The 25,336-nt window shown below is 68.5% G+C and carries 18 protein-coding genes; 3 read left to right on the forward strand and 15 right to left on the reverse strand.

Annotated features, from left to right (window positions below):
- Positions 1-51: 51 nt before the first annotated feature.
- From dxs to ngcE, 8 genes are all read right to left on the reverse strand, one after another.
- Positions 52-1,992 (reverse strand): 1-deoxy-D-xylulose-5-phosphate synthase, encoded by a 1,941-nt coding sequence (dxs, locus tag OG542_RS09085; protein ID WP_311128258.1) that lies wholly within the window; start codon positions 1,990-1,992, stop codon positions 52-54.
- Between the two features lie 209 nt (positions 1,993-2,201).
- Positions 2,202-3,503: a sugar ABC transporter permease gene (locus tag OG542_RS09090; RefSeq protein WP_193476561.1), complete on the reverse strand. Its 1,302-nt coding sequence runs from the start codon at positions 3,501-3,503 to the stop codon at positions 2,202-2,204.
- Positions 3,500-4,291, reverse strand: coding sequence for an ATP-binding cassette domain-containing protein (locus tag OG542_RS09095; protein ID WP_193476560.1), 792 nt, complete (start codon positions 4,289-4,291; stop codon positions 3,500-3,502). The genes OG542_RS09090 and OG542_RS09095 overlap by 4 nt, the downstream gene beginning before the upstream one ends.
- A 127-nt stretch (positions 4,292-4,418) precedes the next feature.
- Positions 4,419-5,519: a substrate-binding domain-containing protein gene (locus tag OG542_RS09100; protein ID WP_328409774.1), complete on the reverse strand. Its 1,101-nt coding sequence runs from the start codon at positions 5,517-5,519 to the stop codon at positions 4,419-4,421.
- A 133-nt stretch (positions 5,520-5,652) separates the two neighbouring features.
- On the reverse strand, positions 5,653-6,864 hold the full coding sequence (locus OG542_RS09105; RefSeq protein WP_328417844.1) for an ROK family transcriptional regulator: 1,212 nt from the start codon (positions 6,862-6,864) through the stop codon (positions 5,653-5,655).
- Positions 6,865-7,047: 183 nt separating this feature from the next.
- Positions 7,048-7,971, reverse strand: a complete 924-nt coding sequence (locus OG542_RS09110) for a carbohydrate ABC transporter permease (RefSeq protein ID WP_261677951.1) — start codon at positions 7,969-7,971, stop codon at positions 7,048-7,050.
- A complete protein-coding gene (locus OG542_RS09115; protein WP_193476557.1) occupies positions 7,971-8,897 on the reverse strand; it encodes a carbohydrate ABC transporter permease in 927 nt (308 codons plus the stop codon). The genes OG542_RS09110 and OG542_RS09115 overlap by 1 nt, the downstream gene beginning before the upstream one ends.
- Before the next feature lie 41 nt (positions 8,898-8,938).
- Positions 8,939-10,393: an N-acetylglucosamine/diacetylchitobiose ABC transporter substrate-binding protein gene (ngcE, locus tag OG542_RS09120; RefSeq protein ID WP_328409776.1), complete on the reverse strand. Its 1,455-nt coding sequence runs from the start codon at positions 10,391-10,393 to the stop codon at positions 8,939-8,941.
- A gap of 367 nt (positions 10,394-10,760) precedes the next feature.
- Between ngcE and OG542_RS09125 the strand changes: the two genes are divergently transcribed.
- Both OG542_RS09125 and OG542_RS09130 read left to right on the forward strand, forming a co-directional pair.
- Positions 10,761-14,558, forward strand: coding sequence for a GH92 family glycosyl hydrolase (locus tag OG542_RS09125; RefSeq protein ID WP_328409778.1), 3,798 nt, complete (start codon positions 10,761-10,763; stop codon positions 14,556-14,558).
- Between the two features lie 20 nt (positions 14,559-14,578).
- The gene (locus OG542_RS09130) at positions 14,579-16,567 is read left to right on the forward strand and encodes an alpha-glucuronidase (protein WP_328409780.1); all 1,989 of its coding nucleotides are present in this window, start codon (positions 14,579-14,581) and stop codon (positions 16,565-16,567) included.
- On the opposite strand, the gene OG542_RS09135 is transcribed toward OG542_RS09130, so the two are convergent.
- The 5 genes from OG542_RS09135 to OG542_RS09155 all read right to left on the reverse strand — a co-directional run bounded on the left by OG542_RS09135 (position 16,561) and on the right by OG542_RS09155 (position 22,866).
- Entirely contained in the window at positions 16,561-18,567 is a 2,007-nt protein-coding gene (locus OG542_RS09135; RefSeq protein WP_328409782.1) for a beta-galactosidase, read from the reverse strand. The two genes, OG542_RS09130 and OG542_RS09135, sit on opposite strands and share 7 nt — an antisense overlap.
- Positions 18,564-19,247 (reverse strand): hypothetical protein, encoded by a 684-nt coding sequence (locus OG542_RS09140; protein ID WP_328409784.1) that lies wholly within the window; start codon positions 19,245-19,247, stop codon positions 18,564-18,566. Before OG542_RS09140 ends, OG542_RS09135 begins: the two co-directional genes overlap by 4 nt.
- A 64-nt stretch (positions 19,248-19,311) precedes the next feature.
- On the reverse strand, positions 19,312-20,967 hold the full coding sequence (locus tag OG542_RS09145) for an ABC transporter substrate-binding protein (RefSeq protein WP_328409786.1): 1,656 nt from the start codon (positions 20,965-20,967) through the stop codon (positions 19,312-19,314).
- 40 nt (positions 20,968-21,007) lie between these two features.
- A complete protein-coding gene (locus OG542_RS09150) occupies positions 21,008-21,880 on the reverse strand; it encodes a carbohydrate ABC transporter permease (protein ID WP_328409788.1) in 873 nt (290 codons plus the stop codon).
- Positions 21,874-22,866 carry an ABC transporter permease gene (locus OG542_RS09155; RefSeq protein ID WP_328409790.1) on the reverse strand — a complete coding sequence of 331 codons (993 nt, stop codon included), beginning with the start codon at positions 22,864-22,866 and terminating at the stop codon, positions 21,874-21,876. The genes OG542_RS09150 and OG542_RS09155 overlap by 7 nt, the downstream gene beginning before the upstream one ends.
- Positions 22,867-23,096: 230 nt before the next feature.
- On the opposite strand from OG542_RS09155, the gene OG542_RS09160 reads away from it, so the two are divergent.
- Positions 23,097-24,110 (forward strand): acetylxylan esterase, encoded by a 1,014-nt coding sequence (locus tag OG542_RS09160; protein ID WP_328409792.1) that lies wholly within the window; start codon positions 23,097-23,099, stop codon positions 24,108-24,110.
- Positions 24,111-24,450: 340 nt separating this feature from the next.
- On the opposite strand, the gene OG542_RS09165 is transcribed toward OG542_RS09160, so the two are convergent.
- Positions 24,451-24,702: a hypothetical protein gene (locus tag OG542_RS09165; RefSeq protein WP_328409794.1), complete on the reverse strand. Its 252-nt coding sequence runs from the start codon at positions 24,700-24,702 to the stop codon at positions 24,451-24,453.
- Positions 24,703-24,755: 53 nt separating this feature from the next.
- The gene (locus OG542_RS09170; RefSeq protein ID WP_328409796.1) at positions 24,756-25,325 is read right to left on the reverse strand and encodes a TetR/AcrR family transcriptional regulator; all 570 of its coding nucleotides are present in this window, start codon (positions 25,323-25,325) and stop codon (positions 24,756-24,758) included.
- Between the last annotated feature and the right edge of the window lie 11 nt (positions 25,326-25,336).

The raw sequence follows: 25,336 nt of genomic DNA on the forward strand, positions 1-25,336 counted from the left end.
TGAAACCGGCCCATCCGAACCCGTTCGGCCGTGTCGGCCGCCTGAGCCGCGTCAGTCGCGCACGGACTCCACGGAGTCCACCGCGTCCACGGAGTCAACGGCAGCCCGCTCGTACCGCCCGTCCAGCTTGGCGACCAGCCCGGTCACCTGCCGGGCGATGTCCGGCGCGGTGAGGCCGATCTCGGCGAGGATCTCGGCACGCGTGGCGTGGTCGAGGAAGCGCGGCGGGATGCCGAAGTCACGCAGCGGCACATCCACACCCGCGTCACGCAGTGCCTGCGCGATCGCCGATCCCACACCACCGACCCGGCTGTTGTCCTCGACGGTGACGACCACGCGGTGCCGCTCGGCGAGCGGGGCCATGGCCTCGTCGACGGGCTTGACCCAGCGCGGGTCGACGACGGTGGCGGAGATGCCCTGCTTGTCGAGCAGACCGGCGATCTCCAGGCACATCGGGGCGAGGGCGCCGACCGAGACCAGCAGCACGTCCGGCCGGTCGGTGCCGGGCTCGCGCAGCACGTCCATGCCGCCGACGCGGCCGACTGCGGGTACGGCGGGACCTACGGCGCCCTTGGAGAAGCGGACCACGGTCGGCGCGTCGTCGACCGCGACGGCCTCGCGCAGCTGTGCGCGGACCTGGTCGGCGTCACGCGGCGCGGCCAGCCGCAGGCCCGGCACGACCTGCAGGATCGACATGTCCCACATGCCGTTGTGGGAGGCCCCGTCGGTGCCGGTGACACCGGCCCGGTCCAGCACGAAGGTGACACCGCACTTGTGCAGGGCCACATCCATCAGCACCTGGTCGAAGGCGCGGTTGAGGAAGGTGGCGTACACGGCGAACACCGGGTGCACTCCGCCGCTCGCCAGGCCGGCCGCCGACACGGCGCCGTGCTGCTCGGCGATGCCGACGTCGTAGACCCGGTCAGGGAAGCGCTTGGCGAACTTCTCCAGGCCCACCGGCTGGAGCATCGCGGCCGTGATGGCGACGATGTCCTCGCGCTCCTTGCCGAGTTCGACCATCTCGTCGCCGAAGACGGAGGTCCAGTCGGCGCCGGAGGTCTTGATCGGCAGGCCCGTGTCGGGGTGGATCTTGCCGACGGCGTGGAAGCGGTCGGCCTCGTCCTGGAGGGCGGGCTGGTAGCCGCGGCCCTTCTCGGTGAGGCAGTGCACGATGACCGGCCCGCCGAACCGCTTGGCCTTGGCGAGCGCGGACTCCAGGGCCTCGAGGTCGTGGCCGTCGATCGGGCCGACGTACTTCAGGCCGAGGTCCTCGAACATGCCCTGCGGCGCGATGAAGTCCTTCAGGCCCTTCTTGGCGCCGTGCAGGGTGTCGTAGAGCGCCTGGCCGACGACGGGCGTGCGCTCCAGCACCTCCTTGGTGCGGGCGAGGAAGCGCTCGTAGCCGTCCGTCGTCCGCAGCGTCGCGAGGTGGTTGGCGAGACCGCCGATGGTCGGCGCGTAGGACCGCTCGTTGTCGTTGACGACGATGACGAGGGGCCGGTCCTTGGCGTCGGCGATGTTGTTCAGCGCCTCCCAGGCCATGCCGCCGGTCAGGGCCCCGTCACCGATCACGGCGACCACGTGGTCGTCGCGGTCCATGATCTGGTTGGCCTTGGCGATGCCGTCGGCCCAGCCGAGGACGGTCGAGGCGTGCGAGTTCTCGATGACGTCGTGCTCGGACTCGGCCTGCGAGGGGTAGCCGGACAGGCCGCCCTTCATCTTGAGCTTGGAGAAGTCCTGACGGCCGGTGAGCAGCTTGTGGACGTAGGACTGGTGGCCGGTGTCCCAGAGCACCTTGTCCCTGGGCGAGTCGAAGACCCGGTGCAGGGCGATGGTGAGCTCCACCACGCCGAGATTGGGGCCGAGGTGACCGCCGGTCTTGGAGACCGCTTCGACGAGGAAGCTCCGGATCTCCTCCGCCAGCTGGTTCAGCTCCTCCAGGCTGAGCCGGTCCAGATCGCGCGGTCCCCTGATACGGGTCAGCAGCGGCACCCGTGCCTCCTTGCAGTAGAGCTGATCGAGCTGTTGCCGGGCGTGTCGAGTCTAATGTTCCGCTCCTGAGGGCTGCGCCGAGGCCGTGGGGCATACATCACGCTTTCGGCTGTACCCAAGTTGTGCCACACCTACGACACAACTGTGCCCGGCTACGACACAACTGTGCCCGGCACCTCTCGATGCCGGGCACAGGGGGTCGGTCAGCGCTACGCGCGCCCCGCGGTCTTCTGCGTCTTGCGCGTCACCGCGTCGATCACGACCGTGGCCAACAGCACACCACCGGTGATCATGTACTGCACCGGAGAGGCGATGCCCTCCAGGGCGAGCCCGTACTGGATCGACACGATCACCAGCACACCGAGCAGCGCGTTCCACGTCCGCCCGCGGCCGCCGAACAGCGACGTACCGCCGATCACCGCGGCGGCGATCGCGTTCATCAGCAGGTCACCGCCGCCCGCGCCCTGGTTCGCCGCGGCGATCTTCGACGCGATGAACAGACCGCCCACCGCGGCGAACGTCCCGGAGATCGCGAACACCGAGATCCGGACCAGCTCGACGTTGATACCGGCACGCCTCGACGCCTCGACGCTGCCGCCGAGCGCGAACACCTTCCGCCCGTACGCGGTCCGCCGCAGCACGAAGTCCGTGACCAGGAGCACCACGATGAAGATCACCACGGCCAGCGGCAGGCCCTTGTACTGGTTGAAGACGATCGCGACGGCGAAGGCCAGGACGGCGAGCAGGACCGTCCGCACCACCGTCTCGCTCAGCGGCCGCGACGGCACGCCCGCGGCCTCGCGCCGCCGGTTGCCGAGGAAGGAGCTGAGGAAGTACCCGGCGGTCACCACCGCGGCCAGACCGTAGGCGGCGGCCACGTCGGAGAAGTAGTAGCTGGTCAGCTGGGCCACGACCCCGTCCGGGTCGAGGTTGATCGTGCCGTTGTCGCCCAGGATCTGGAGCATGAAGCCGTTCCAGAACAGCAGGCCGGCCAGCGTGACGGCGAACGCGGGAACGCCGATCTTCGCGAAGAAGAAGCCGTGCAGCGCGCCGGCGACCGTGCCGGTGACGATGGCCAGCGCGAAGGCGAGCCACTCGTTCATGCCGTTGGTGACGTTGAGCACGGCGAAGCTCGCGCCCGCCACACCGCTGACCGAGCCGACCGACAGGTCGATCTCGCCGAGCAGCAGCACGAACACGATGCCGACGGCGATCATGCCGGTGCCGACCATGGCGACGGACATGTCGGACAGGTTGCCCGCGGTGAGGAAGTTGGAGTTCAGGCTCTGGAAGATGATCCAGATGATGGCCAGGCCGACGACCACCGGGATGGAGCCCAGGTCACCGGACTTCATCTTCCGCTTGAACTCGGTGACGTAGCCCGCGAAGCCCTGCTCGCGCACCAGCAGCCGGGGGTCGACCACCGTGGTGGCGGCCTTGGCCGCCTCGGGGTTCTCCACCACGTGGTCTTCGGGGGCTCCCGGAGTCGCGGAGGTCTTATCGATACTCACTTGGAAACCTCCCCGTTCGTGCGCGCCGCACGGCGGGTCACGGCGTTTTCGGTGGCGCCCGTAATGGCGGAGATGATCTCTTCCTGCGAGGTCGACTTGACCTCGAAGATGCCGTTGTTGCGACCGAGACGCAGCACGGCGACCTTGTCCGCGACGGCCTTGACGTCGGCCATGTTGTGGCTGATGAGGATGACGGCGTGGCCGCGCTCGCGCAGCCGCTCGACGAGGTCGAGGACCTGCGCGGTCTGCTCGACGCCGAGGGCGGCGGTGGGCTCGTCGAGGATGACCAGCTTGGGCTCGCCGAGCATGGACCGCGCGATGGCCACCGTCTGGCGCTGGCCGCCGGACAGCGAGGCGATCGGGATGCGCACGCTGGGGATGCGGATCGACAGCGTGTCGAGCAGCTCGCGGGAGCGGCGCTCCATCTCCACCTCGTCCAGGACACCGCGCTTGCGGATCTCCCGGCCCAGGTAGAGGTTGCCGACGACGTCGATGTTGTCGCACAGCGCGAGGTCCTGGTAGACGGTCGCGATGCCCAGGTTCTGGGCGTCGTGCGGCTTGTTGATCTGGACGGACCTGCCGTCCCATTCGATGACGCCCTCATCGATGGGGTGCACGCCGGCGATCGTCTTGACCAGCGTGGACTTTCCGGCGCCGTTGTCGCCGACCAGGGCGACCACCTCACCGGCATGGACCTCAAGCTCTACGTCGGTGAGCGCCTGTACGGCACCGAATCGCTTGGAGACCCCGCGCAACGCCAGCACGGGCGTAGCGGACACGTGAACCATCTCCTTCGCCGCCTGACCAGCGGGAGGTTGTGCAGAAGTGTGGGAGGAGTGATCACTCCGGCGCCCCGCGTAGCTTGCGGGGCTGGTGTGCGGGGCGCCGGAGGAACTCGGGGGAACCGACCGGCTGTTACTTGAGGCCGATCTTGTCGCACGCGGCCTTGTACTTGCCGGTGCAGATCTCGCTCACGGTGTAGATGCCGTCCTTGATGACGGTGTCCTTGATGTTGTCCTTGGTCAGCGACACGACCGGGACGAGGACGGAGGGGACGGCCTTGGTGGTCGGGCTGTCGACCTTGTCCTTGGCGATGGAGTCGAGCGACTCGCCCTGGGCGAGCGCGACGGCCATCTCGGCGGCGACGTCGGCCTCCTGCGGGTAGGGCTTGTAGACGCTCATGTACTGCTCGCCGGTCACGATGCGCTGCACACCCGCGAGTTCGGCGTCCTGGCCGGTGACCGGGATGTCGGCGATGCCGGCGGCCTTCAGGGCCGTGATGATGCCGCCCGCCATGCCGTCGTTGGCGGAGTAGACGCCGACGATCTTGTCCTTGCCGAGGGCGGAGATGGCGCCCTCCATGTTGGCGTTGGCGTTCTCCGGCTTCCACTCCTTGGTGTCGTACTCGCGGCCGACCTTCACCTTGCCGTCGAGGACGGAGTGCGCGCCCTCCTTGAACTGGGCGGCGTTCGGGTCGGTGGAGGACCCGTTCATCATGACGATCTGGCCGTCCTTGGCCTTGTCGCCCAGGGCCTTCAGCAGGGCCTCGCCCTGGGTCTTGCCGACCGTGACGTTGTCGAACGAGGTGTAGGCGTCGATCGGGCCCTCGGCCAGGCGGTCGTAGGCGACGACGGGAATGTTCGCGCCCTTGGCCTTCTTCACCGAGCCGGCGATGGCCTTGGAGTCCACCGCGTCCACGATCAGCACGTCGACCTTGTTGGACACCATCGTGTCGACCTGCTGGTTCTGCTTGGCCGCGTCCTGGTTGGCGTTGGCGTAGACGACCTCGCCCTTGCCGCCCGTGAGTTCCTTGACCTTCTTCTCGATGAGCACCCGGTCGAACTTCTCGTAGCGGGCGGTCGCGTTCTCCGGAAGGAGCAGACCGACCTTGATGTCGTCGCCCTTCTTGGCGGACCCGCTGGAATCGGCGTTGTCGCCGGACTCCTTGGCGCTGCCACAGGCAGCAAGCGAAACGGCCATCGCACCGGCGGCAATCGCAACAGCGGCGCGACGCATACGCGTATTCACTTCAGAAACCTCCCTGACGAGGCCGCGACATTGCGGCCGAGGTGGCTGGAAGTCAACTCGGCCGCACGTGCGACGTCAAGAAGTAAATCCTTAACGAGATGGCAACGGTGCCATCCGTTCTCTAAGTGAAGGCGGGCGTCGCTGTCTGTAGCACTCCAGGGGCAGTTCCGTCCAAAAGCGTCGAATCGCCCATCTCGCTGAGGGCGAGAGCGAGCGCTCCGAGGACCTCCGCACGGCCGCCGAGGGCACCCGGGAGAACGGACAACTGCCGGGCCGCGCTGGGGATCGCGTAGCGCCCCACGGACTCCCGGATCGGCCCGAGCACCAGCTCACCGGCCTCGGCGAGATCGCCGCCGAGGACCACGCGGCTGGGGTTCAGCAGATTGCAGAGGTTGGCCACTCCGCTGCCGATGTGGCGGCCGACGTCGGCGACCACCCGACGGCAGCCCGGGTCCCCGTCCCGCGCGAGCCGCACGACGCCTTCCATCGTCAGGTCGGTGCCGTGGCTGGACTGCAGGAGCGGGAGCACATAGCGCGCGGCCGCGAAGGTCTCCAGGCAGCCGCGGTTCCCGCAGCGGCAGACGGGGCCGGATTCATCGAGTGTGATGTGCCCGATCTCCCCGGCGGTACCGCCAGGACCTCGGTAGATCTTCCCATTGATCACCAGACCGGCGCCGACACCGCTGGCGACCTTGATGTACGCCAGATCGCGCACCCCGCGACCGCTGCCCCAGACCATCTCGCCGAGGGCGCCGAGGTTGGCGTCGTTGTCCACGTGCACGGGCACGCCGAGCCGCCCCCGCAGCTCCTCGGCGGGCTTGGTGCCGGTCCAGCCGGGCAGGATGGCGGTCGAGCCGAGGGTCCCCGACTCGACGTCGATGGGACCGGGCACGCCGAGTCCGACCCCGGCGATCTTGGACCGGTCGACCCCGGTGGCCTCGATCAGCCGGCTGACCAGCTGTTCCGCCCGGTCGAAGCCCTGCGTCGAGGAGGCGTCCACGTCCAGCGGCTCGGACTCCTCGGCGAGCACCTGGTGGGCGAGGTTCCCGACCGCGACGCGCAGATGGGTGTGCCCGAAGTCGACCCCTATGACGATCCCGGCGTCCCCGCTCAGCGACACGCTGCGGGCCCGGCGCCCGCCCGCCGACGTCGGCGTGACCTCGACGGTTCCGCCGTCCTTCAACTCCCGGACGATGTTGGAGACCGTCGCAGCGGACAGGCCTGTCGTCCGCGCGATCTCGGCCTGGGTGAGGGAGCCCGCCAGACGCACGGCTCGTACGACCCGCTCCAGGTTGGCTCGGTGCAGCGACGACTGCGACCCCGGAGTCTCCACGACGACCTCCTGCGCGCGGGGCCGCTTCGATGAGACCCCGTCCATGTCCAACTAGTGAACTCTAAGCTGAGCTGTTCGGGTCGCCTCCCGTCAAGAGGTTGAACCGTTTCCGGGTCCTTGGACACACGCCTGCACGCCGCCCCCGCGACCGGGGGCGGCGTGTACGCGAGCGAACGCGCAGCGTTATTTCAGCGCGCCGGCCGTCAGTCCCTGCACCACCTGCCGCTGGAAGACGATGTACGCGGCGAGCACCGGCAGCATCGCCATCACCAGGCCCGCGAAGAGCCCCGACCAGTCGCCCTTGTAGCCCTGGCTGACCGCCAGCTGCACGAGGCCCTGGGTGAGGACGCGCTTGTCCGGGTCCGTGTTGAGGACCGTGGGAAGCATGTACTGGTTCCACTGGCCCAGGAAGTTGAAGATGCCGACGCTGATCAGGCCCGGCTTGGCCATGGGCAGCATGATCTGGAAGAAGGTGCGGCTATGGGAGGCCCCGTCGACGAAGGCCGCCTCCGCGATGGACGTCGGCAGGGTCCGGAAGAACGCCGTCAGGAAGAACACCGTGAACGGCAGCGAGTAGGCGATGTAGACCAGGATCAGCCCGTGGATGGTGTTCAGCAGGCCCATGTTGTTCACGACGTAGAACAGCGGGACCAGCGCGAGCATGATCGGGAAGCTCATGCCGCCGATGAACAGGAAGTAGATGAAGCGGTTGCCCGGGAAGTCGAAGCGGGCCAGGACGTAGGCCGCCATCGAGCCCAGGACCAGCGTGCCGATGAGCGAACCGCCCACCACCAGGACGGTGTTGAGGAAGTAGTCGCTCATGTTGGCTTCGGTCCAGGCCCGCGACCAGTTGTCGAAATGCAGCGTGTCCGGCAGCGACCAGGGCGAGGAGAAGATGGACCGGTCGTCCTTGAAGGACGTCATCACCGCCCACAGCAGCGGCATCACCACCATGAACGCCCAGATGACGAGGACGCCGTGGGAGAAGACGTTGAGGACCGTGCCTTCCTTCTTCGGCTTCGGCGGCGGGCCCGGCGGGGTGTCCTCCTTGGTGACGGGCGCGCCGGACTCGGCCGGCACGGGCGCGGGGGTCTGCGTCGTCTTCATCAGTACTCCAGCCGCTCGCGACGGCCCAGCCGCATCACCACGGCGGCGAAGGCCAGCGTGACGACGAGCAGGGCGACACCGATGGTGGTGGCGTAGGCGGCCTGCCCGTCACGGAACGCCTTCTGGTACACGTACAGGACCATGACGGTGGTCGAGTAGTCGGGGCCGCCCGGCCCGGTCGTCATGATCTGCACGACCGCGAACGACTCGGCACCCAGGGCGAGGATGCCCATGTAGACCCAGCCGGACTGCACGGTGTCCCACAGCAGCGGCAGGGTGACGCGGAAGAAGGTCGTGGCGCGTCCCGCCCCGTCCAGCAGGGCCGCCTCGTACATCTCCGCCGGGATGGAGGCCATGCCGGCGGAGAAGAGAACCACGAAGAAGCCGACCGTGGACCAGACGAGCACCGCCATCACGGCCCACAGCGCGAGGTCGGGATCGCCCAGCCACAGCGGCTGGACGTCGTCGAGCCCGATCCCGCGCAGGATCGAGTTGATCGCACCGCTGTCCGGGTTGTACGCGAACGCGAACAGCAGCGCGACGATGGCGATGGACAGCACCTGCGGAAAGAAATAGACGATCTTGTAGAACGAGGAGCCCCGGACGCCGGTGACCACCGGTCCGTTCCTTCTCTTCCGTCCTCCGACATTGATCATGAAGGCGAAGAACAGCGCCAGGCTGATCGTCACGACCGGCAGCAGCAGCGCGAACAGCAGGCTGTGCTGCAACGACTTCCAGAAGATCTCGTCGTCGAGCATCCGGCTGTAGTTGTCGAAGCCGACCATCTTGAATTCTGGGCTCAGGCCGGTCCAGTCCGTGAACGAGTAATAGATGGACTGGATGAACGGCCAGACCACGAAGAGCGCGTACAGGCCGAGGGGCAGCGCGAGGAACCCCACGATGAACCGGTACTTGCCGTGCTGCATCGCCACTCCGGTGCCGTTGCGGAAATGAGTTTCCGGTGCCGTTACTGGTGCTTGTAGTGCTTGATCGAGGAGTCCTTGGCGGTTTCGTCCGCGTAGGCCTGGATCTTCTTGATGGCTTCGGCCGGAGTGAGCCGGCCGGCCATCATCTCGCCGAGGCCGGAGACCCCGATCTTCTCCTTCTGGAGCTGCACGTACCAGTCCTGCATCCGCGGATTCAGCACGTTGTCGCCGGCCTTCTCCAGCGCCGCGACCCCCGACTTGAGGCCCGGGGTGAGGGTGATGCCGTCAGTGCCGCCGTTGAACGCGGTGAGCGACTTGACCTTGCTGGTGAAGTTCTTCGAGGACGCCTCGCTGAGCATGATGCGCAGCTGCTCCATGCCACCCTCGGCGTTCTTCGCCTTGGCCGGGACGATGAAGGGCTCGCCGCCGGAGGCCCAGATGGTGCCGAAGGGCATCTTGTCGGAGGAGTCGATACCGGTGGGCGCGGAGACCGCCAGGTTGAAGTCCTTCGGGATGACGTTCGCCGACTCGTTCTCCACCCAGGAGCCGTTCGGGATGAACAGCGCCTTGCCCTGGGCCCAGGCGGTCTGCGACTGGATGTGGTCCAGGCCGGGGGTGCCCTTGAGGATGTAGCCCTTCTTGAAGAGCTCGTAGTAGGCATCGAAGCAGGCCTTGACGGCCGGGTGCTTCCAGGCGTTCGGCTCCAGGTTGTCGATGGCGTCGAGGACCTCGGCACCGCCGACCTTGCCGATCATCGGGTAGAGCGAGAAGGGGAGGTAGTACGGGTACTTGCCCGCGTACGTCCAGCCCGCCATGCCCTTCTTCTTGGCCTTCTCGCACACCGCGAGCATCTGGTCCCAGGTCTCGGGATAGGTGGCGTCGAGCGAGTCCAATGCCTTCTGCGAGTACCAGACGCCGTACACCGTGTAGGCGTAGTACATGATCCAGACCGGGTCGCCGTCGAGCTGGCCCATCTCCACGATGCCGGGGCGCAGCGTGTCACGGACCTTCTTGGCCGGGTCGTCGTAGGAGGGCGCGTCCAGCAGCGGAGTGAGGTCGGTGAGCTGCTTCTTTCCGGCCAGGACGCCCATGTCCATCTGCTCGGCGCCGGAGTTGTCGATGAGGTCCGGCGGGGTGCCCTGATTGAAGCGGGGCTGGAGCGTGGACTGGATCTTCTGCGTGGCGGAGAACTTCACCTTCACCTTGGGGAAGTTCTTCTCGTAGATCTTCACCGCGTCCTCGGCGTACTCCTTGCCGAAGCCGCCGTCGAACAGGACGAATTCCATGCCCGCGGTGTCGTTGACGCCGAGCGGGTTCTTCGCGGTCTTCTTGCCGGCCTTGGCCTTGTCGCCGCTGTCGTCGCCGCCGCTGCTGGCGCAGGCGGACAGGAAGCTCATCGTCGGTACGGAGATCAGCCCGAGCGCGGCCGACCTCTTGATCAGATCACGGCGGCCGACACCCTCGGTGCCGCGGTTCTCGGCGGAAGTGGATCCCATGCTCAAGTCCTCGCCTTCTCCAGGACTCAGGCGGTGAACCGGATCCTCCCGGCACCGCGATCGGGTCACGCTGGGTCGTGCAGGAAAGTGCGGGTGGTGATGTGCGGATGGTGTGAAGCGTCCGACAGGTATAGTCCACTTCCCGCCAGCGGATCAAGATCGAACACAGACTTGGCCGTGGGTCTTATCCGAGTTGAGACCTCGCGGAAAGACGAGCGGTCCGTGCACTCCTCAGCGGAAATACCCCGGCTGTCGCCCCTGAATGCCACAGCCAACACCCTTGACACTCCTCACTACTTGGGCAACTACTGGTCCTTGCGCCTCGAAGTTGACAACGTTGTCCACTGCGCAGGGAGGGTACCCGTTGATGCAGCGGAAAGCTCGGCACAGATGGGGTTCGGCGGTCGTGTCGGCGACCGCCTTCACTTTGGCCCTGAGCTCACAGGGCGTTGCGGTCGCACTGCCTCAAGCCCCCGAGACCCCCGACCGGAGGTTCGCTTCCTCCTTCGAGTCGGACGACCCGGTTCCGGACTGGTCGAACACCGTCGACACCGCCCCCGACGGCAGCAAGCGGGCCTCGGGTGTCGACGGCGGCTACAGCAGCGGCATACCGGGCAATGTGACCGACCAGGTCACCGATGTCCGGGCCAGTGACGAGAACACGGGCGGGGGCGAGGTGAAGGAGAACCTCGTCGACGGCGAGCCGAGCACCAAGTGGCTCACCTTCGAGCACACCGGCTGGGCCGAGTTCGATCTGAACAAACCAGTCAAACTGGTGCGTTACGCACTGACGTCTGCCAACGACCACGACGAGCGCGACCCGAAGGACTGGGCCCTGAAGGGCTCCGCCGACGGCAAGGACTGGAAGACCCTCGACACCCGCTCCGGCGAGTCCTTCTCCGAGCGGTTCCAGACCAAGACGTACGACCTGGCGGAGCCCGCCGAGTACCGGCACTTCCGGCTCGACATGACCGGGAACAACGGCGGCGACATCCTCCAGCTCGCCGACCTCCAGCTGTCCACGGGCGGCGGCGAAGGGCCCGTCCCGCAGGACATGCTCTCCCTCGTCGACCGCGGCCCGAGCGGCTCCCCCACCGCCAAGGCGGGCGCCGGGTTCACCGGAAAACGGGCCCTGCGTTACGCCGGCCGGCACACCGCCGACGGGCGTGCCTACTCGTACAACAAGGTCTTCGACGTGAACGTGGCCGTCGGCCGGAACACGCGGCTGGCCTACCGGATCTTCCCGTCGATGGCGGACGGCGACCTCGACTACGACGCCACCCACGTCTCCGTCGACCTCGCCTTCACCGACGGCACCCACCTGAGCGAGCTGCGCGCCTCCGACCAGCACGGCTTCCCGCTGACGCCGCGGGGGCAGGGTGCGGCGAAGATCCTCTACGTCAACCAGTGGAACAACGTGGCCTCGCGGATCGGGTCGGTGGCGGCCGGCAAGACCGTGGACCGGATCCTGGTGGCGTACGACTCCCCCAAGGGCCCGGCGAAGTTCCGGGGGTGGCTGGACGACGTGACCCTCGAGTCCGCCGCTCCCGAGCGGCCGAAGGCGCATCTGTCCGACTACGCGGTGACGACCCGCGGCACCAACTCCAGCGGCGGCTTCTCACGGGGCAACAACTTCCCGGCGACGGCGGTGCCGCACGGCTTCAACTTCTGGACGCCGGTGACCAACGCGGGCTCGCTGAGCTGGCTGTACGACTACGCGCGGGCGAACAACGCGGACAACCTGCCGACGATCCAGGCGTTCAGCGCGAGCCACGAGCCGAGCCCCTGGATGGGCGACCGGCAGACCTTCCAGGTGATGCCGTCCGTCGCCGCCGGCACTCCGGACCTCGGCCGGGAGGCCCGGGAGCTGGCCTTCCGGCACGAGAACGAGACGGCGCGGCCGTACTACTACGGGGTGCGGTTCGAGAACGGGCTGAAGGCCGAGATGGCGCCGACCGACCACGCGGCGGCCCTGCGCTTCACCTACCCCGGCGAAGACGCGAGCGTACTCTTCGACAACGTCACCGACCAGGCGGGCCTGACCCTGGACAAGGAGAACGGGATCGTCACCGGCTACTCGGACGTGAAGTCCGGGCTGTCGACGGGGGCGACCCGGCTGTTCGTGTACGGCACGTTCGACAAGCCCGTGACCGAGGGCTCGTCGTCCGGAGTGAAGGGCCACCTGCGCTTCAAGACCGACGACCGGACCGTCACCCTGCGCCTGGCGACCTCGCTCATCAGCGTCGACCAGGCGAAGGACAACCTCCGCCAGGAGATCCCGGCCGGCACCTCCTTCGAGGCCGTGAAGAGGAGCGCCCAGCGGCAGTGGGACCGGCTGCTCGGCAAGGTGGAGGTCGAGGGCGCGACACCGGACCAGCTGACGACGCTGTACTCCAGCCTGTACCGGCTGTACCTCTACCCGAACTCCGGTTTCGAGAAGGCCGGCGGGAAGCACCAGTACGCCTCGCCCTTCTCCCCCATGCCGAACCCCGACACTCCGACGCACACCGGCGCGAAGATCGTCGACGGAAAGGTGTACGTCAACAACGGCTTCTGGGACACCTACCGGACGACCTGGCCGGCCTACTCCTTCCTCACGCCGAGCAGGGCGGGCGAGCTGGTCGACGGGTTCGTGCAGCAGTACAAGGACGGCGGCTGGACCTCACGCTGGTCCTCCCCCGGCTACGCGGACCTCATGACGGGCACGTCCTCGGACGTGGCGTTCGCGGACGCGTACGTCAAGGGCGTCGACTTCGACGCGAAGGCGGCGTACGACGCGGCCGTGAAGAACGCGACGGTCGTCCCCCCGAACCCGGGCGTCGGCCGCAAGGGCATGACCACCTCCCCCTTCCTCGGCTACACGAGCACCGAGACGCACGAGGGCCTGTCGTGGGCGCTGGAGGGCTACCTCAACGACTACGGCATCTCCCGCATGGGCCGGAAGCTCTACGAGGAGACCGGCGAGCGGCGCTACAAGGAGGAGTCGGAGTACTTCCTGAACCGCGCCCAGGACTACGTGAACCTCTTCGACACGAAGGCCGGCTTCTTCCAGGGCAAGGACGCCAGGGGCGACTGGCGGGTCGAGTCCTCGAAGTACGACCCGCGCGTCTGGGGCCACGACTACACCGAGACCAACGGGTACGGCTACGCGTTCACCGCCCCGCAGGACAGCCGGGGCCTGGCCAACCTGTACGGCGGCCGGAAGGGTCTCGCCGACAAGCTCGACGACTACTTCTCCACGCCCGAGACGGCCTCCCCCGAGTTCGTCGGCTCCTACGGCGGTGTCATCCACGAGATGACGGAGGCGCGGGACGTGCGGATGGGCATGTACGGGCACTCCAACCAGGTCGCCCACCACGCGATCTACATGTACGACGCGGCCGGGCAGCCCTGGAAGGCGCAGGAGAAGGTCCGCGAGGTGCTGTCGCGCCTGTACACGGGCAGTGAGATCGGCCAGGGCTACCACGGCGACGAGGACAACGGCGAGCAGTCGGCCTGGTACCTGTTCTCCGCGCTCGGCTTCTACCCGCTGGTGATGGGCAGCGGCGAGTACGCGATCGGCTCACCGCTGTTCGAGAAGGCGACCGTGCACCTGGAGAACGGGCGCGAGCTGGTGGTGAAGGCGCCGCGGAACAGCGCGAAGAACGTGTACGTGCAGGGGCTGAAGGTCAACGGCCGGACCTGGGCCAAGACCTCCCTGCCGCACTCGGTGGTCGCCAAGGGCGGTGTCCTGGAGTTCGACATGGGCCCGCGGCCGTCGTCCTGGGGCACGGGGAAGCACGCCGCACCCGTGTCGATCACCCGAGGCGACAAGGTGCCGGCACCCCGCGCGGACGTGCTGGAGGGTGAAGGCGCCCTGTTCGACGACACGTCGGCGACGGACACGGCGGCTACCTCGGTGGATCTGCCGGTCCCCGAGCGTGCCGAGGCGGTCCAGTACACGCTGACGTCGTCGTCGGACCGGGCGAAGGCACCGACCGGCTGGACGCTCCAGGGCTCCCCCGACGGCACGACCTGGCGGACGCTGGACCGGCGCTCCGATGAGTCCTTCGCATGGGACAGGCAGACACGCGCGTTCACGGTGAGGTCACCGGGTACGTACGAGAAATACCGCCTGGTCCTCGACGGCGAGGGCACGCTGGCGGAGGTCGAACTGCTCTCCTGAGCAATCGAGTTGGGGGTCCCATGCCGCTTCCCGTGCCCGTCCTGCCCGAGGGTGTCGACCCGGCCTGGCTGCCGCCCGCCGCCTTCCGGGCGGTCGGCGGCCGGCGGACGCTGATCCGTGGATCGGGTCCGCTGGTGGAGACGGTGCACGGGGAGGTGGCTGAGGCCTGCCTGCGGTTCGGGGGCCGGGTCGTGCGCGACGCCGAGCCGGAGGGGGTCGCGTTCGACCTGGTCCTCGACCTCGGCGGTGCCGACGACCCGGAGCTTCTCGGTGAGGAGGGGTTCGCCTTTGCGCGTGAGGGCGGCACGACGACCGTCACCGCCTCCGGCGGACGTGGGCTGCTGTACGGCCTGTTCCATGTCGTACGGCTCGGGGAAGCGGCGTTCACCGGCGAGCGGGCACGGGAGAGCCATCACCCCGCTCTCGCCCTGCGCATGCTCGACCACTGGGACAACGTCGCCGTGCACCCGGTCATGGGCCAGGTGGAGCGCGGGTACGCGGGCGGCTCGCTGTTCTGGGAGGACGGGCGGGCGCGAGGGGACCTGGAGCGGGTGCGGGCGTACGGCAGGCTGCTGGCGGCGTGCGGGATCAACGCGGTCGCCGTCAACAACGTCAACGTGCACGAGGCCGAGGCGCGTCTGCTGACCGACCGGATCGGCGAGGTCGCCGCGATCGCCGATGTGCTGCGGCCCTATGGGGTCCGCACCCACCTGTCCGTGTCCTTCGCCGCGCCGGTGGTGCTCGGCGGGCTGCCCACGGCCGACCCGCTGGACGAGACCGTGCGCGACTGGTGGGCCACGACCACGGGAGCGGTGTACGAGGCGATACCCGACTTCGGCGGGTACGTGGTGAAGGCCGACTCGGAGGGCCGGCCGGGGCCGTTCGCCTACGGCCGCAGCCACGCCGACGGGGCGAACCTGCTGGCCGCCTCGCTGGAACCGTACGGCGGCTCCGTGCACTGGAGGGCGTTCGTCTACGACCACTGCCAGGACTGGCGGGACCGCGGGACGGACCGGGCCCGGGCCGCGTACGACCACTTCGTGCCGCTGGACGGGGCGTTCGCGGCCAACGCCGTGCTCCAGGTGAAGCACGGGCCGATGGACTTCCAGGTGCGCGAGCCGGTATCGCCGCTGATCGGGGCGATGCCGCGCACCCGGCTGGCGGTGGAGCTGCAGGCCACCCAGGAGTACACCGGGCAGCAGCGGCATGTGTGCTGGCTGGGGCCGATGTGGAGCGAGGTGCTGCGGTTCCGGCACCGGCCGGAGTCGTCCGTGGGGGAACTGGCGCGGGGCGGGCTGATCGCCGTGTCCAACGTGGGCGACGACCCGTTCTGGACCGGGCATCCACTCGCCCAGGCGAACCTCTACACCTTCGGGCGGCTGGCCTGGCGGCCCGATGCCGACCCGGGCGGAATCCTCGACGAGTGGATCCGGCTCACCTTCGGACCGGGGCCGGAGGCGGGACTGCACGCCGTGCTCGACGGCTCGTGGCGGACGTACGAGAAGTACACCGCTCCCCTCGGCGTGGGCTTCATGGTGCAGCCGGGGCACCACTACGGGCCGAGCGTGGACGGGTACGAGTACAGCCCGTGGGGGACGTATCACTTCGCCGACCGGGACGGCATCGGGGTGGACCGCAGCGTGGCGACCGGCACGGGCTACGCAGGGCAGTACGCCAAGCCGTGGGCCGAGCTGTACGAGTCGCCGGACACCTGTCCCGACGAGCTTCTGCTGTTCTTCCACCACGTGTCGTACGGGCACACCCTGCACAGTGGAAAGACGGTGATCCAGCACATCTACGACACGCACTTCGAAGGCGTGGAGGAGGTCGAGGAAGCCCGGGAGGTGTGGGACTCGCTGGCCGGGCTGGTGGATCCCGTGCGCCACGCGCGGGTGGCGGAGCGGTACGAGGAGCAGCTCCGCGGCGCCCGCGAGTGGCGCGACCAGATCAACAGCTACTTCTTGCGCAAGTCCGGGGTGCCGGACGAGCGGGGGCGGCGCATCTACTGAAGGATCGCCACGCCCAGGGGGTCGAGGACCAGGGGTTCGCCCTGGTCCACCCGCTTGCCGGTGAGCAGATCGGTGGCGGTGGTGTGGGCGGTGAGGTGGGCCGGTTCGGGGGCGTGGTTGAGGAGGAAGAGCAGGCGGGTGCCGTCGGGGGCGACACGGGTGGCCGTCTCGACCGCCGGGTGGCCGGCGTAGGGGCCGAGCAGGTCGTGGCGGGCCAGGATCCGGCGGACGACCTCGTCGACGCCCGGCTGGTCGAGGGCGGTGGCGATGTACCAGCCCTCGCCGTCGCCGTAGGGGTTGCGGGTGACCGCCGGGGTGCCCGCGTAGAAGTCGGTGCCGTAGGTGGCGATCGGTTCGGCACCGCGCGGCCGCACGATCTCGAAGACGAGTCGTGCCTCTGCCGCCAGCTCGGGGATGGTCTGGGTGAACTCCGGTGGCCGGGCGTCCCATTCGTCGACGCGGACGCCCATGAGGGGGGCGAGCGGGCCGGGGACGTCGGTGAGGAAGGCGCGGTCGTGTTCGTCGACGCGGCCGGAGAGGAAGGTGGTCAGGACCGTGCCGCCGCGTGCGGCCACGGCTTCGAGGCGAGTGGCGAGGTCACCCTTGACCATGTGCAGGGCCGGCGCGAGCACCACGTCGTAGGGCGTGAGGTCGGCGGTCTGCGGGACGACGTCCACGTCGGCCCCGGCCTCCCGGGCGGCCCGGTAGTAGGCGTGGACCACGTCCGGGTACTTGACCAGCCGGGACGGGCCGTCGGAGATCTCCAGGGCCCACCAGCTGTCCCAGTCGAAGAGAAGGGCGGTGCGGGCCGGGGTGCGGGCGCCGAGTGTCCGGTCGCCCAGAGACTCCAACTCCCGCCCCAGCTCGGCGACTTCACGGAAGACGCGGGTGTCGTCCCGGCCCGCCTGGCCGATGACCGCCCCGTGGTACTTCTCGCAGGCGCCCCGTGAGGCGCGCATCTGGAAGTAGAGGGCGGCGTCCGCGCCGTGGGCGACGGCCTGGAAGGTGGCGAGGCGGAGCTCGCCGGGCCGCCGGAGCGGGTTGACGTCACGGCAGGCGGTGGTCGACGGCGTCTGCTCCATCAGCCAGAAGGGGGCGCCGTCCTTCAGGCCGCGCATCAGGTCGTGGGCGAGGGCGGGCCGGGTCGGCGGGGCGTCGAGGGGCGGGTAGCTGTCCCAGGAGGCGAAGTCGAGGTGGGGCGCCCAGCGGTGGTAGTCGAGGGGGCGAAAGGTGCCCATGAAGTTGGTGGTGACGGGCGTGTCGGTGTCGTGGGCGCGGATCACCTCCTTCTCGGCCAGGAAGCAGCCGAGGAGGGCGTCGGTGGTGAAGCGGAAGTAGTCGAGGGTGATGCCCTGGAAGGCGGTGTGGTCGGGGCCGCGCCAGTGCTCGGTGAGGGCGTTCGGCGGCTCGATCTGGTCCCAGTCGGTGTAGCGGTGCGACCAGAAGGTGGTCCACCAGGCGTCGTTGAGGGCGTCGAGGGTGCCGTGCCGTTCGCGCAGCCACTCCCGGAACGCCTCGGCGCACAGGTCGCAGTAACAGGCGCCGCCGTACTCGTTGTTGATGTGCCAGGCGAGCAGGGCCGGGTGGTGCGCGTACCGTTCGGCGAGGCGGGAGGCCATCGCGGTGGCGTGCTCACGGTACGCCGGTGAGCTGGGGCAGAAGTTGTGGCGCTGGCCGTAGCGGTGGCGGCGGCCCTCGAAGTCGGTGCGGTTGACCTCGGGGTGCCGCTTGGCGAGCCAGGGCGGGAGGGCGGCGGTGCCGGTGGCCAGGCAGACCTGGCGGCCCTCGGCCGCGGCCCGGTCCAGGATGCGGTCCAGAACCGTGAAGTCGTAGGTGTCCGGGGCCGGTTGGGTGAGAGACCAGGTGAAGACGCCGACGGTGAGGGTGTCGATGCCGGCCCGGGTGAACAGGCGGTGGTCGTCGTCCCGGACGTCCTCGGGCCACTGCTCGGGGTTGTAGTCGCCGCCGTACGGGATCTTCGGGGTGCGGGGCGCGGTCATGCCGTGAACTCCTCCTGGGTCTCGGCGATCACCGTGCGGCTGCCGTGCAGCAGGGACAGCAGCAGCGGGGCGGCCAGCAGGGCGGGCAGGGCCTCGGTCAGCAGGGCGGTCAGCGTGGCCGTCAGGATCAGCAGGGAGGCGGCGGCGAGGGTGGCGCGGCGGTGCCGGAACAGGAAGTACCCGGCGAGGCGGGCGGTGTCCCGGGCGCGGAAGGCGAAGAGCGAGGTGAGGACGAGGGCGTGGGCGCCCCAGAGGAGGGCGCCTGCTCCGATCGCCGCGAGCAGCAGCGCCCACCAGCCGGGCAGGCCGGTGGCGGAGAAGTGGGTGAGGGTGAAGGTGATGACCGTCAGCCAGGCCAGCAGGGGCGTCCACAGCTTCAGCGCCGGTAGGGCGTTGAGCCGCCAGCCGCGCAGGAAAACCCGGGCCGGGTGCAGTTCGGTGAGGTCGCGGCTGCGGTGGTGGAGGGCGTAGAGCGCGGCGGACAACGCCGGGCCGAGGGGCAGCAGGCACAGGGCCGCGAGCGGGAGGTTGGCGGGGTCGGGGCCGAGCAGGAGCAGGCCTGCCAGGCCCGGGAAGGCGGTGAGGAGCAGCAGCGCCTCGACGGTCAGGACGGTGTGGATCAGGGCGGAGGCGCGGGAGAGGGCCCGGGTGCCGAAGTCCGACGTCCGTACGGTGCTCATGCCGTCACCTCCCGGCCGAGCGGCCGCCGCTCGTCCCACCAGGGCGGCGAGTCGGGGACGCGGATCACCCGTTCTCCTTCTTGAACCGCTCGTACGCCTTGTTGTGCAGGTCGACGAGCTGCTGCATGTTCTTCGACTTCAGCTCGGCGAGGTAGGCGTCCCACTGGGACAGCGGGCGTTTGCCGAGGACGAACTGCAGGGTGTTCTGGATGACGGTGTCCTTGAGCGGGGTGTCCCAGAGGGTCGCCTGTTCCTGCTCGAAGGACTGGAGCGGGTGAGCCGGGTCGATGGGCAGCTCCTTGCGCTGGGCCATGGCGGCCTGGAACTTCTTCTCGTCCGGGCTGAACATGGAGGAGACGAGCTCCCAGCTGCCGCCGTAGGCGAAGACGCCGTTGTAGAAGCCGTAGTCCTTCTGCATGTCCTTCGGGGCGTCCGGGTCGGACCCCATGAGACTGATGCCGGGCTTGAGCTTGTACTGGTTTCCGGAGCGGGTGTACGTGACGCCCTCGACACCCCAGCGGGCCAGCCGCTGGCCCTCGTCCGAGTACCAGAGCCAGTCCACGAACTGCATCATGGCGACGAAGCTGTCGCTCTTCAGCGCCTTGCTGGAGATCATCACGCCGTTCTCCAGGCGGCTGCCGCCCAGCACCACGGGACCGGCGGGCCCGACGGGCGCCGGGATCATCTCGATCTTCGCACCCTTGACCTGCTTCTCCAGGTTGTAGCGGTAGTTCTGCACCAGCTCCTGGGGGTTGGCGCTCATGGCGTAACACTTCTCGGCGAGCAGCTTCTGCACCGCCTGGTCGTCGGTCTGGCTGAAGCTCTCGGGGTCCATGAGCTTCTCGGCGACGAGTCTGCGCAGGTACTCGACCATCTGGCGGTAGCCGTCCTGGGCGCCGGTGAAGACGAACTTCCGCGCCTTGTGGTCGAAGCTGATGTTGTCGTACGCCCAGCCGGCTCTGACGCCGAAGGCCTGGCCGAGGTAGAGGAACAGGGCGCCGCAGGGGAACGGGGTGTTGGTGCTCCAGCGGTCGGAGAAGGGGTACTTGCCGGGGTACTCCTCCTTGAGCGCCTTGAGGACGTCGTACACCTCGTCCCAGGTGGTGGGCAGGCTCAGCCCGTGCTTGTCGAGGACGTCCGTGCGGAACGACAGCGAGTAGCCGGCCTTGACCTTCTCGTGCAGGCCGGGCAGCAGGTAGTACTTGCCGTCGGACTGGCGGATCGAGTCGAGCTCGGGCTCCAGCTTCCACTTGCGCACCTTGTCGCGGAAGTTGGGCATCAGCTTCACGTAGTCGCTGACCGCGAGGACCGCGCCCGACGAGACGAAGGCGACCTCGGAGGGGTGATACGTCTTCGGGATCAGGAACGGAGCGTCCCCGGCCCCGATGAGCACACTGCGCTTCTTCTCATAGTCGGCCAGCGGGACGTCGACCGGCTTGAGGGTCACCCCGGTGCGCTTGGTGAGCTCCTTCCAGAACAGCCAGCCGCCCTTCATGGGGTACACCGGGTTGTTGTTGTGCAGTACCGAGAAGGACAGCGGCTCGGCTGCCTTGAACTGCTGCCCGGCCCGGTAGTTCTTCATCGCGCCGTTCTGCTTCTTGGACAGGTCCTTGGAGTCGCCTCCGTCCTCGCCGCTGCCACAGCCGGTGAGCGTGGCGAGCCCGATGAAGCCGGCGGCGGCGAGGATCTGGCGCCGCGAGAGCTGTCCTGCGTTCTGCACGGAGACTCCTTTGTTCCGTAAGCGAGTTGAGGAGGCGGCGTCAGCCCTTGACCGCGCCGAGCATCACGCCCGAGACGAAGTAGCGCTGGACGAAGGGGTACACGCAGAGGATCGGCAGGGCGGTGAGGACGATGGTGACGGACTGGATGTTCGCGCCGACCTGGCTGAGCTGCTCCGTGCCGGCACCGGCGTTGCCGCCGCCGGTGGCGCCCTGGATGAGGTTGCGGAGGTAGACGGTGACCGGCATCAGATCGGTCTGGTCCATGTAGAGGAACGCGCTGAACCAGGAGTTCCAGAAGGACACCGAGTAGAAGAGCACCATCGTCGCCACGACCGCCTTGGACAGCGGCAGGACGATCCGGAGGAGGATGCCGTACGTGCTCAGGCCGTCGATCTGCGCGGCCTCCTCCAGGTCGGCCGGCAGGTTCTCGAAGAAGGCCTTCATCACCAGCAGGTTGAAGACACTGATCGCGTTCGGCAGCGCGATCGCCCAGACGCTGTTCTTCAGGCCGAGGCTGGTGACCAGGATGTAGTTCGGGATCAGGCCGCCGGTGAAGAACATGGTGAACACGGCGACACCGACGAGCACGCCGCGGCCCTTGAGGTGCTTCTTCGACAGCACATAGGCGTAACACGTCGTCAGCACCATGGCCACGGCCGTCGCCACGACGGTGTACAGCACGGTGTTGCCGTAGTTCCGCCAGAACATCTCGTCCTGGAACACGATCTTGTACGTGGTGAGGTTGAACCCCTTGGGCAGCAGGGTCACCTCACCGGCCCGGATCTGCCGCTCCCCGCTGAAGGACCGCGCCAGGATGTTGGTGAAGGGATACAGCGTCACCAGCACGACCAGGGTGAGGACCACCCCGTTGACGCCCTGGAAGACCCGGTAGGAACGACTCGGCTTCACCACAGACTCGTCCCCACTGTGCGACGCGAGAGCTGGTTGGCGGACGTGATGAGCACCAGGCCGATGATCGCCTCGAACAGTCCGATGGCGGCGGCGTAACTGAAGCTGTTGGACTCCACACCGGCCCGGTAGACATACGTCGAGATCACGTCGGCGGTCGGATAGGTCAGCGGGTTGTACAGCAGCAGCACCTTCTCGAACCCGACCGCCATGAACGTGCCGATGTTGAGGATCAGCAGCGTGACCATGGTGGGCCGGATGCCGGGCAGGGTGACGTGCCAGATCTGCTGCCAGCGGTTGGCACCGTCGATGCGCGCCGCCTCGTACAGGTCCTCGTCGATCGTGGTGAGGGCGGCGAGGTAGAGGATCGTGCCCCAGCCGGCGGTCTGCCAGATCTCAGAGCCGACGTAGATGGTGCGGAACCACTCGGGCTCCTGGATGAAACGGATCGGTTCGTGGCCCAGCCAGCCGAGGACGTGGTTGACGGGGCCGTCGCTGGCCAGCATCTGCATCGTGATGCCCGCGACGATCACGATCGACAGGAAGTGCGGAAGGTACGACACCGACTGCACGAACCGCTTCAGGGAGCGCCGGCGCACCTCGTTGAGCAGCAGCGCGAGCACGATCGGAATCGGGAAGCAGAAGACGAGCGTGAGCCCGCCCATCCACAGGGTGTTGCGGAACACCTGCCAGAAGGTGGGATCGCTGAGGAACATCCGCACATAGCGCAGCCCCACCCACTCCTCGCCGAAGATCGACCCTCCGGGCTCGAAGCGACGGAAGGCGATCACGTTGCCGATCATCGGCAGATAGCGGAAGACCAGGAAGAACAGCAGCGGCAGGATCGCCAGTGAGTACAACTGCCAGTCGCGGCGCAGCGCCCGCCGCCAGCCGGTCCGGGCGGAAACCCGTGTGCCGCGTCGGGGTGCGGCCCGTGCCGGAGGGGGGTCCTGGGTGCCCGGCGGGGCCGACGTGGTGGACGTGCTCATTGCTCGGGCCTCCCGTGGGCAGGGACGCGGAACCGAAACTTTCGAGCTCTTACCGGTAACTTCGCGGCAACCTAAGGGCACCAGAAAGCGCTGTCAATGGGTGCTGCGGCAGCCAGGTGGGGCGTCTGTGCCGCGTTGCAACCCAGTCGAACCTGGGTAGGCCCCTGGGGCTACCGCCCGTTGTCCGTCGCAAGTTTCTGGATGCCCACCGACTCCTGCGAGGTGCCGCCGTGCCCGCGTTCGACCTGCCGCTGACGGAACTGGAGCGCCATCACCCGGACTTGGAAGAGCCCGCCGACTTCGACGCGTTCTGGCTGAGCACGCTGAAGGAGGCCGGGCAGGCGGATCCGCTGGTGTCGGTGCGGCCGGTGGAGACGGGGCTCCGGCTGACGCGGACCTGGGACGTGACGTTCCGGGGTTTCGCGGGCGACCCGGTGCGGGCGTGGTTCAGCCGTCCCACCGGCGTCGACGAACCCCTTCCCGCCGTGGTCGAGTTCGCCGGGTACGGGCGCGGACGCGGGCTTCCGCATGAGCGTCTGACGTGGGTGAACGCCGGGTACGCGCATCTGCTCATGGACAACCGCGGCCAGGGCGACCAGTACGGGTGCGGCGGGGAGACCCCGGATCCGCACGCCGGGGCGCCTGGCGGGCCCGGGCCGGCCGTGCGCGGGCTGCTCACGCCCGAGGACTATCACTACCGGCGCCTGATCACCGACGCGGTGCGGGCGGTAGCGGCGGTGCGGGTACTGCCCGGCGTGGACGCCTGGCGGATCGTCGCGGCCGGCAACAGTCAGGGGGGTGGGGTGGCGTTGGCTGTCGCGGGGCTCGTTCCCGATGTGGCGGCGTTGCTGGTCACGGCTCCGCTGCTGTGCGGGATCCGACGGGCGCTGGACCTCACGGATGCGGGGCCGTACGGGGAGATCGCCGCGTATCTCTCCGTCCACCGGGGCGCTGAGCGCGAGGCGTATCGCACGCTGTCCTACATGGAGGGCATCTCCTTCGCCCGACGGGCCTCGGCCGCCGCCCACTTCGGCGTGGGGCTGCGGGACACGGTGTGTCCGCCGAGTGGGGTGTACGGGGCGTTCAATCGCTATGGGGAGTTGGCGGGGGCGGAGGCGGGGGCAGAGACGGAGGCGCGCAAGGAGATCCACGCGTATCCGTTCAATGGGCATGAGGGTGGGGACGCGGTGCATGTGCGGCGTCAGCTGGGGTGGTTGGCGGGGGTGATCGAGGGTGCTCCGTAGGGTGCGGTGGTGCGGTGCCGGTTCGGAGGCGACTTGAGACTTGGCCGACGCAGCAGGTAGAGACCTCGCGCACCCGGACGACCAGAACGGCCCGGACTCCGTGCCCTTCGACGAGCCGGTGACGCTTGGCGCGCTACGTGCCGCGGGGACCTTCCATCCTCCGCAGAGCCATCGCTACCTGGAGAGCGCTGACCTGCGTCAGGTATCAGAAGCCGGGCCGACCGTGGGCAGCGCGCTTCGCCGAGTACTGCCGGACAAGGTCCACGCGTAACAGGGCGGGGCTCCGGACGATCGATCGCTGGAGCTCCCGTTCTCGTTCTGCCCCGGACCGGTCAGCGGCTCAGGCAGCCGCCAGCTTCCGGATGCGCGGATGATTCTCCAACGCCCAGCGCACGGTCTTCGGCGGGCGTCCGAGCAGGGTTTCCAGCTGGTCGGTGGCGCCCCGGTAGCCGCCGCCCATCAGCCGGGTCAGGGTCTTCAGGTGCTCCGCGGTGAGGATCTGGGAAACCGTGCACCAGCCGCTGGGTGCTGATGCCGACAAGACCGCGAGCTTCTTCGCCTGCGGCATGCTGGGCAGCACGCTTACGGCCATCGGGCTTCCCGCGAGTGCCGGGAAGTGAGGGAGTTTCCTGAACGGGCGATGCGTCAGCGCACGCCCGCCGTGTCGAGCAGGGTGGTCAGTGTGGGCGCGACGAGCCCGGTCAGGTTGTCGGCCTGGATTCCCGCGCGGGCGCTCGCGCCGTCGAAGACCAGGCTGAGCTGCCGGGCCAGCAGATCGGGATCGCCCGCCCCGCCCTGCTCGGCCTCGGCGCGGAAGAAGCCGGTCAGGTTCGCCTTGACCTGATGGGCGACCCGGCTCGCGGGGTGACTCTGGTCCTTGAGCTCGATCTGCACGGCCAGGTACCGACAGCCTCGGAACTCGGGCGTCCCAGCCTGCGATTCCATCCGCTCGAAGACGTGCAGGATCCGCTCGCGGGGTGACCGGCCGTCGTCCGCCGCAGGCAGGAGGGTTGCCACGTAGGCGGAGGCGCGCTCCTTCAGGCTTACCGCCAGCAGTTCATCCTTGCTCTCGAACAGCTGATACATGGAGCGCTTCGACACCCCCGCCGCCTTGCACAGTGCCTCGACGCCGATGCTGACGCCGTCTCGGTAAGTGAGCGTGGCCGCCGCCTCCAGAAGTCGCTCTCTGGGGCTTGGTTTCACTTCGGTGGTCATACCGCGAGGTT

This window comes from Streptomyces violaceus, from assembly GCF_036014075.1.
Classification (GTDB): domain Bacteria; phylum Actinomycetota; class Actinomycetes; order Streptomycetales; family Streptomycetaceae; genus Streptomyces; species Streptomyces violaceus.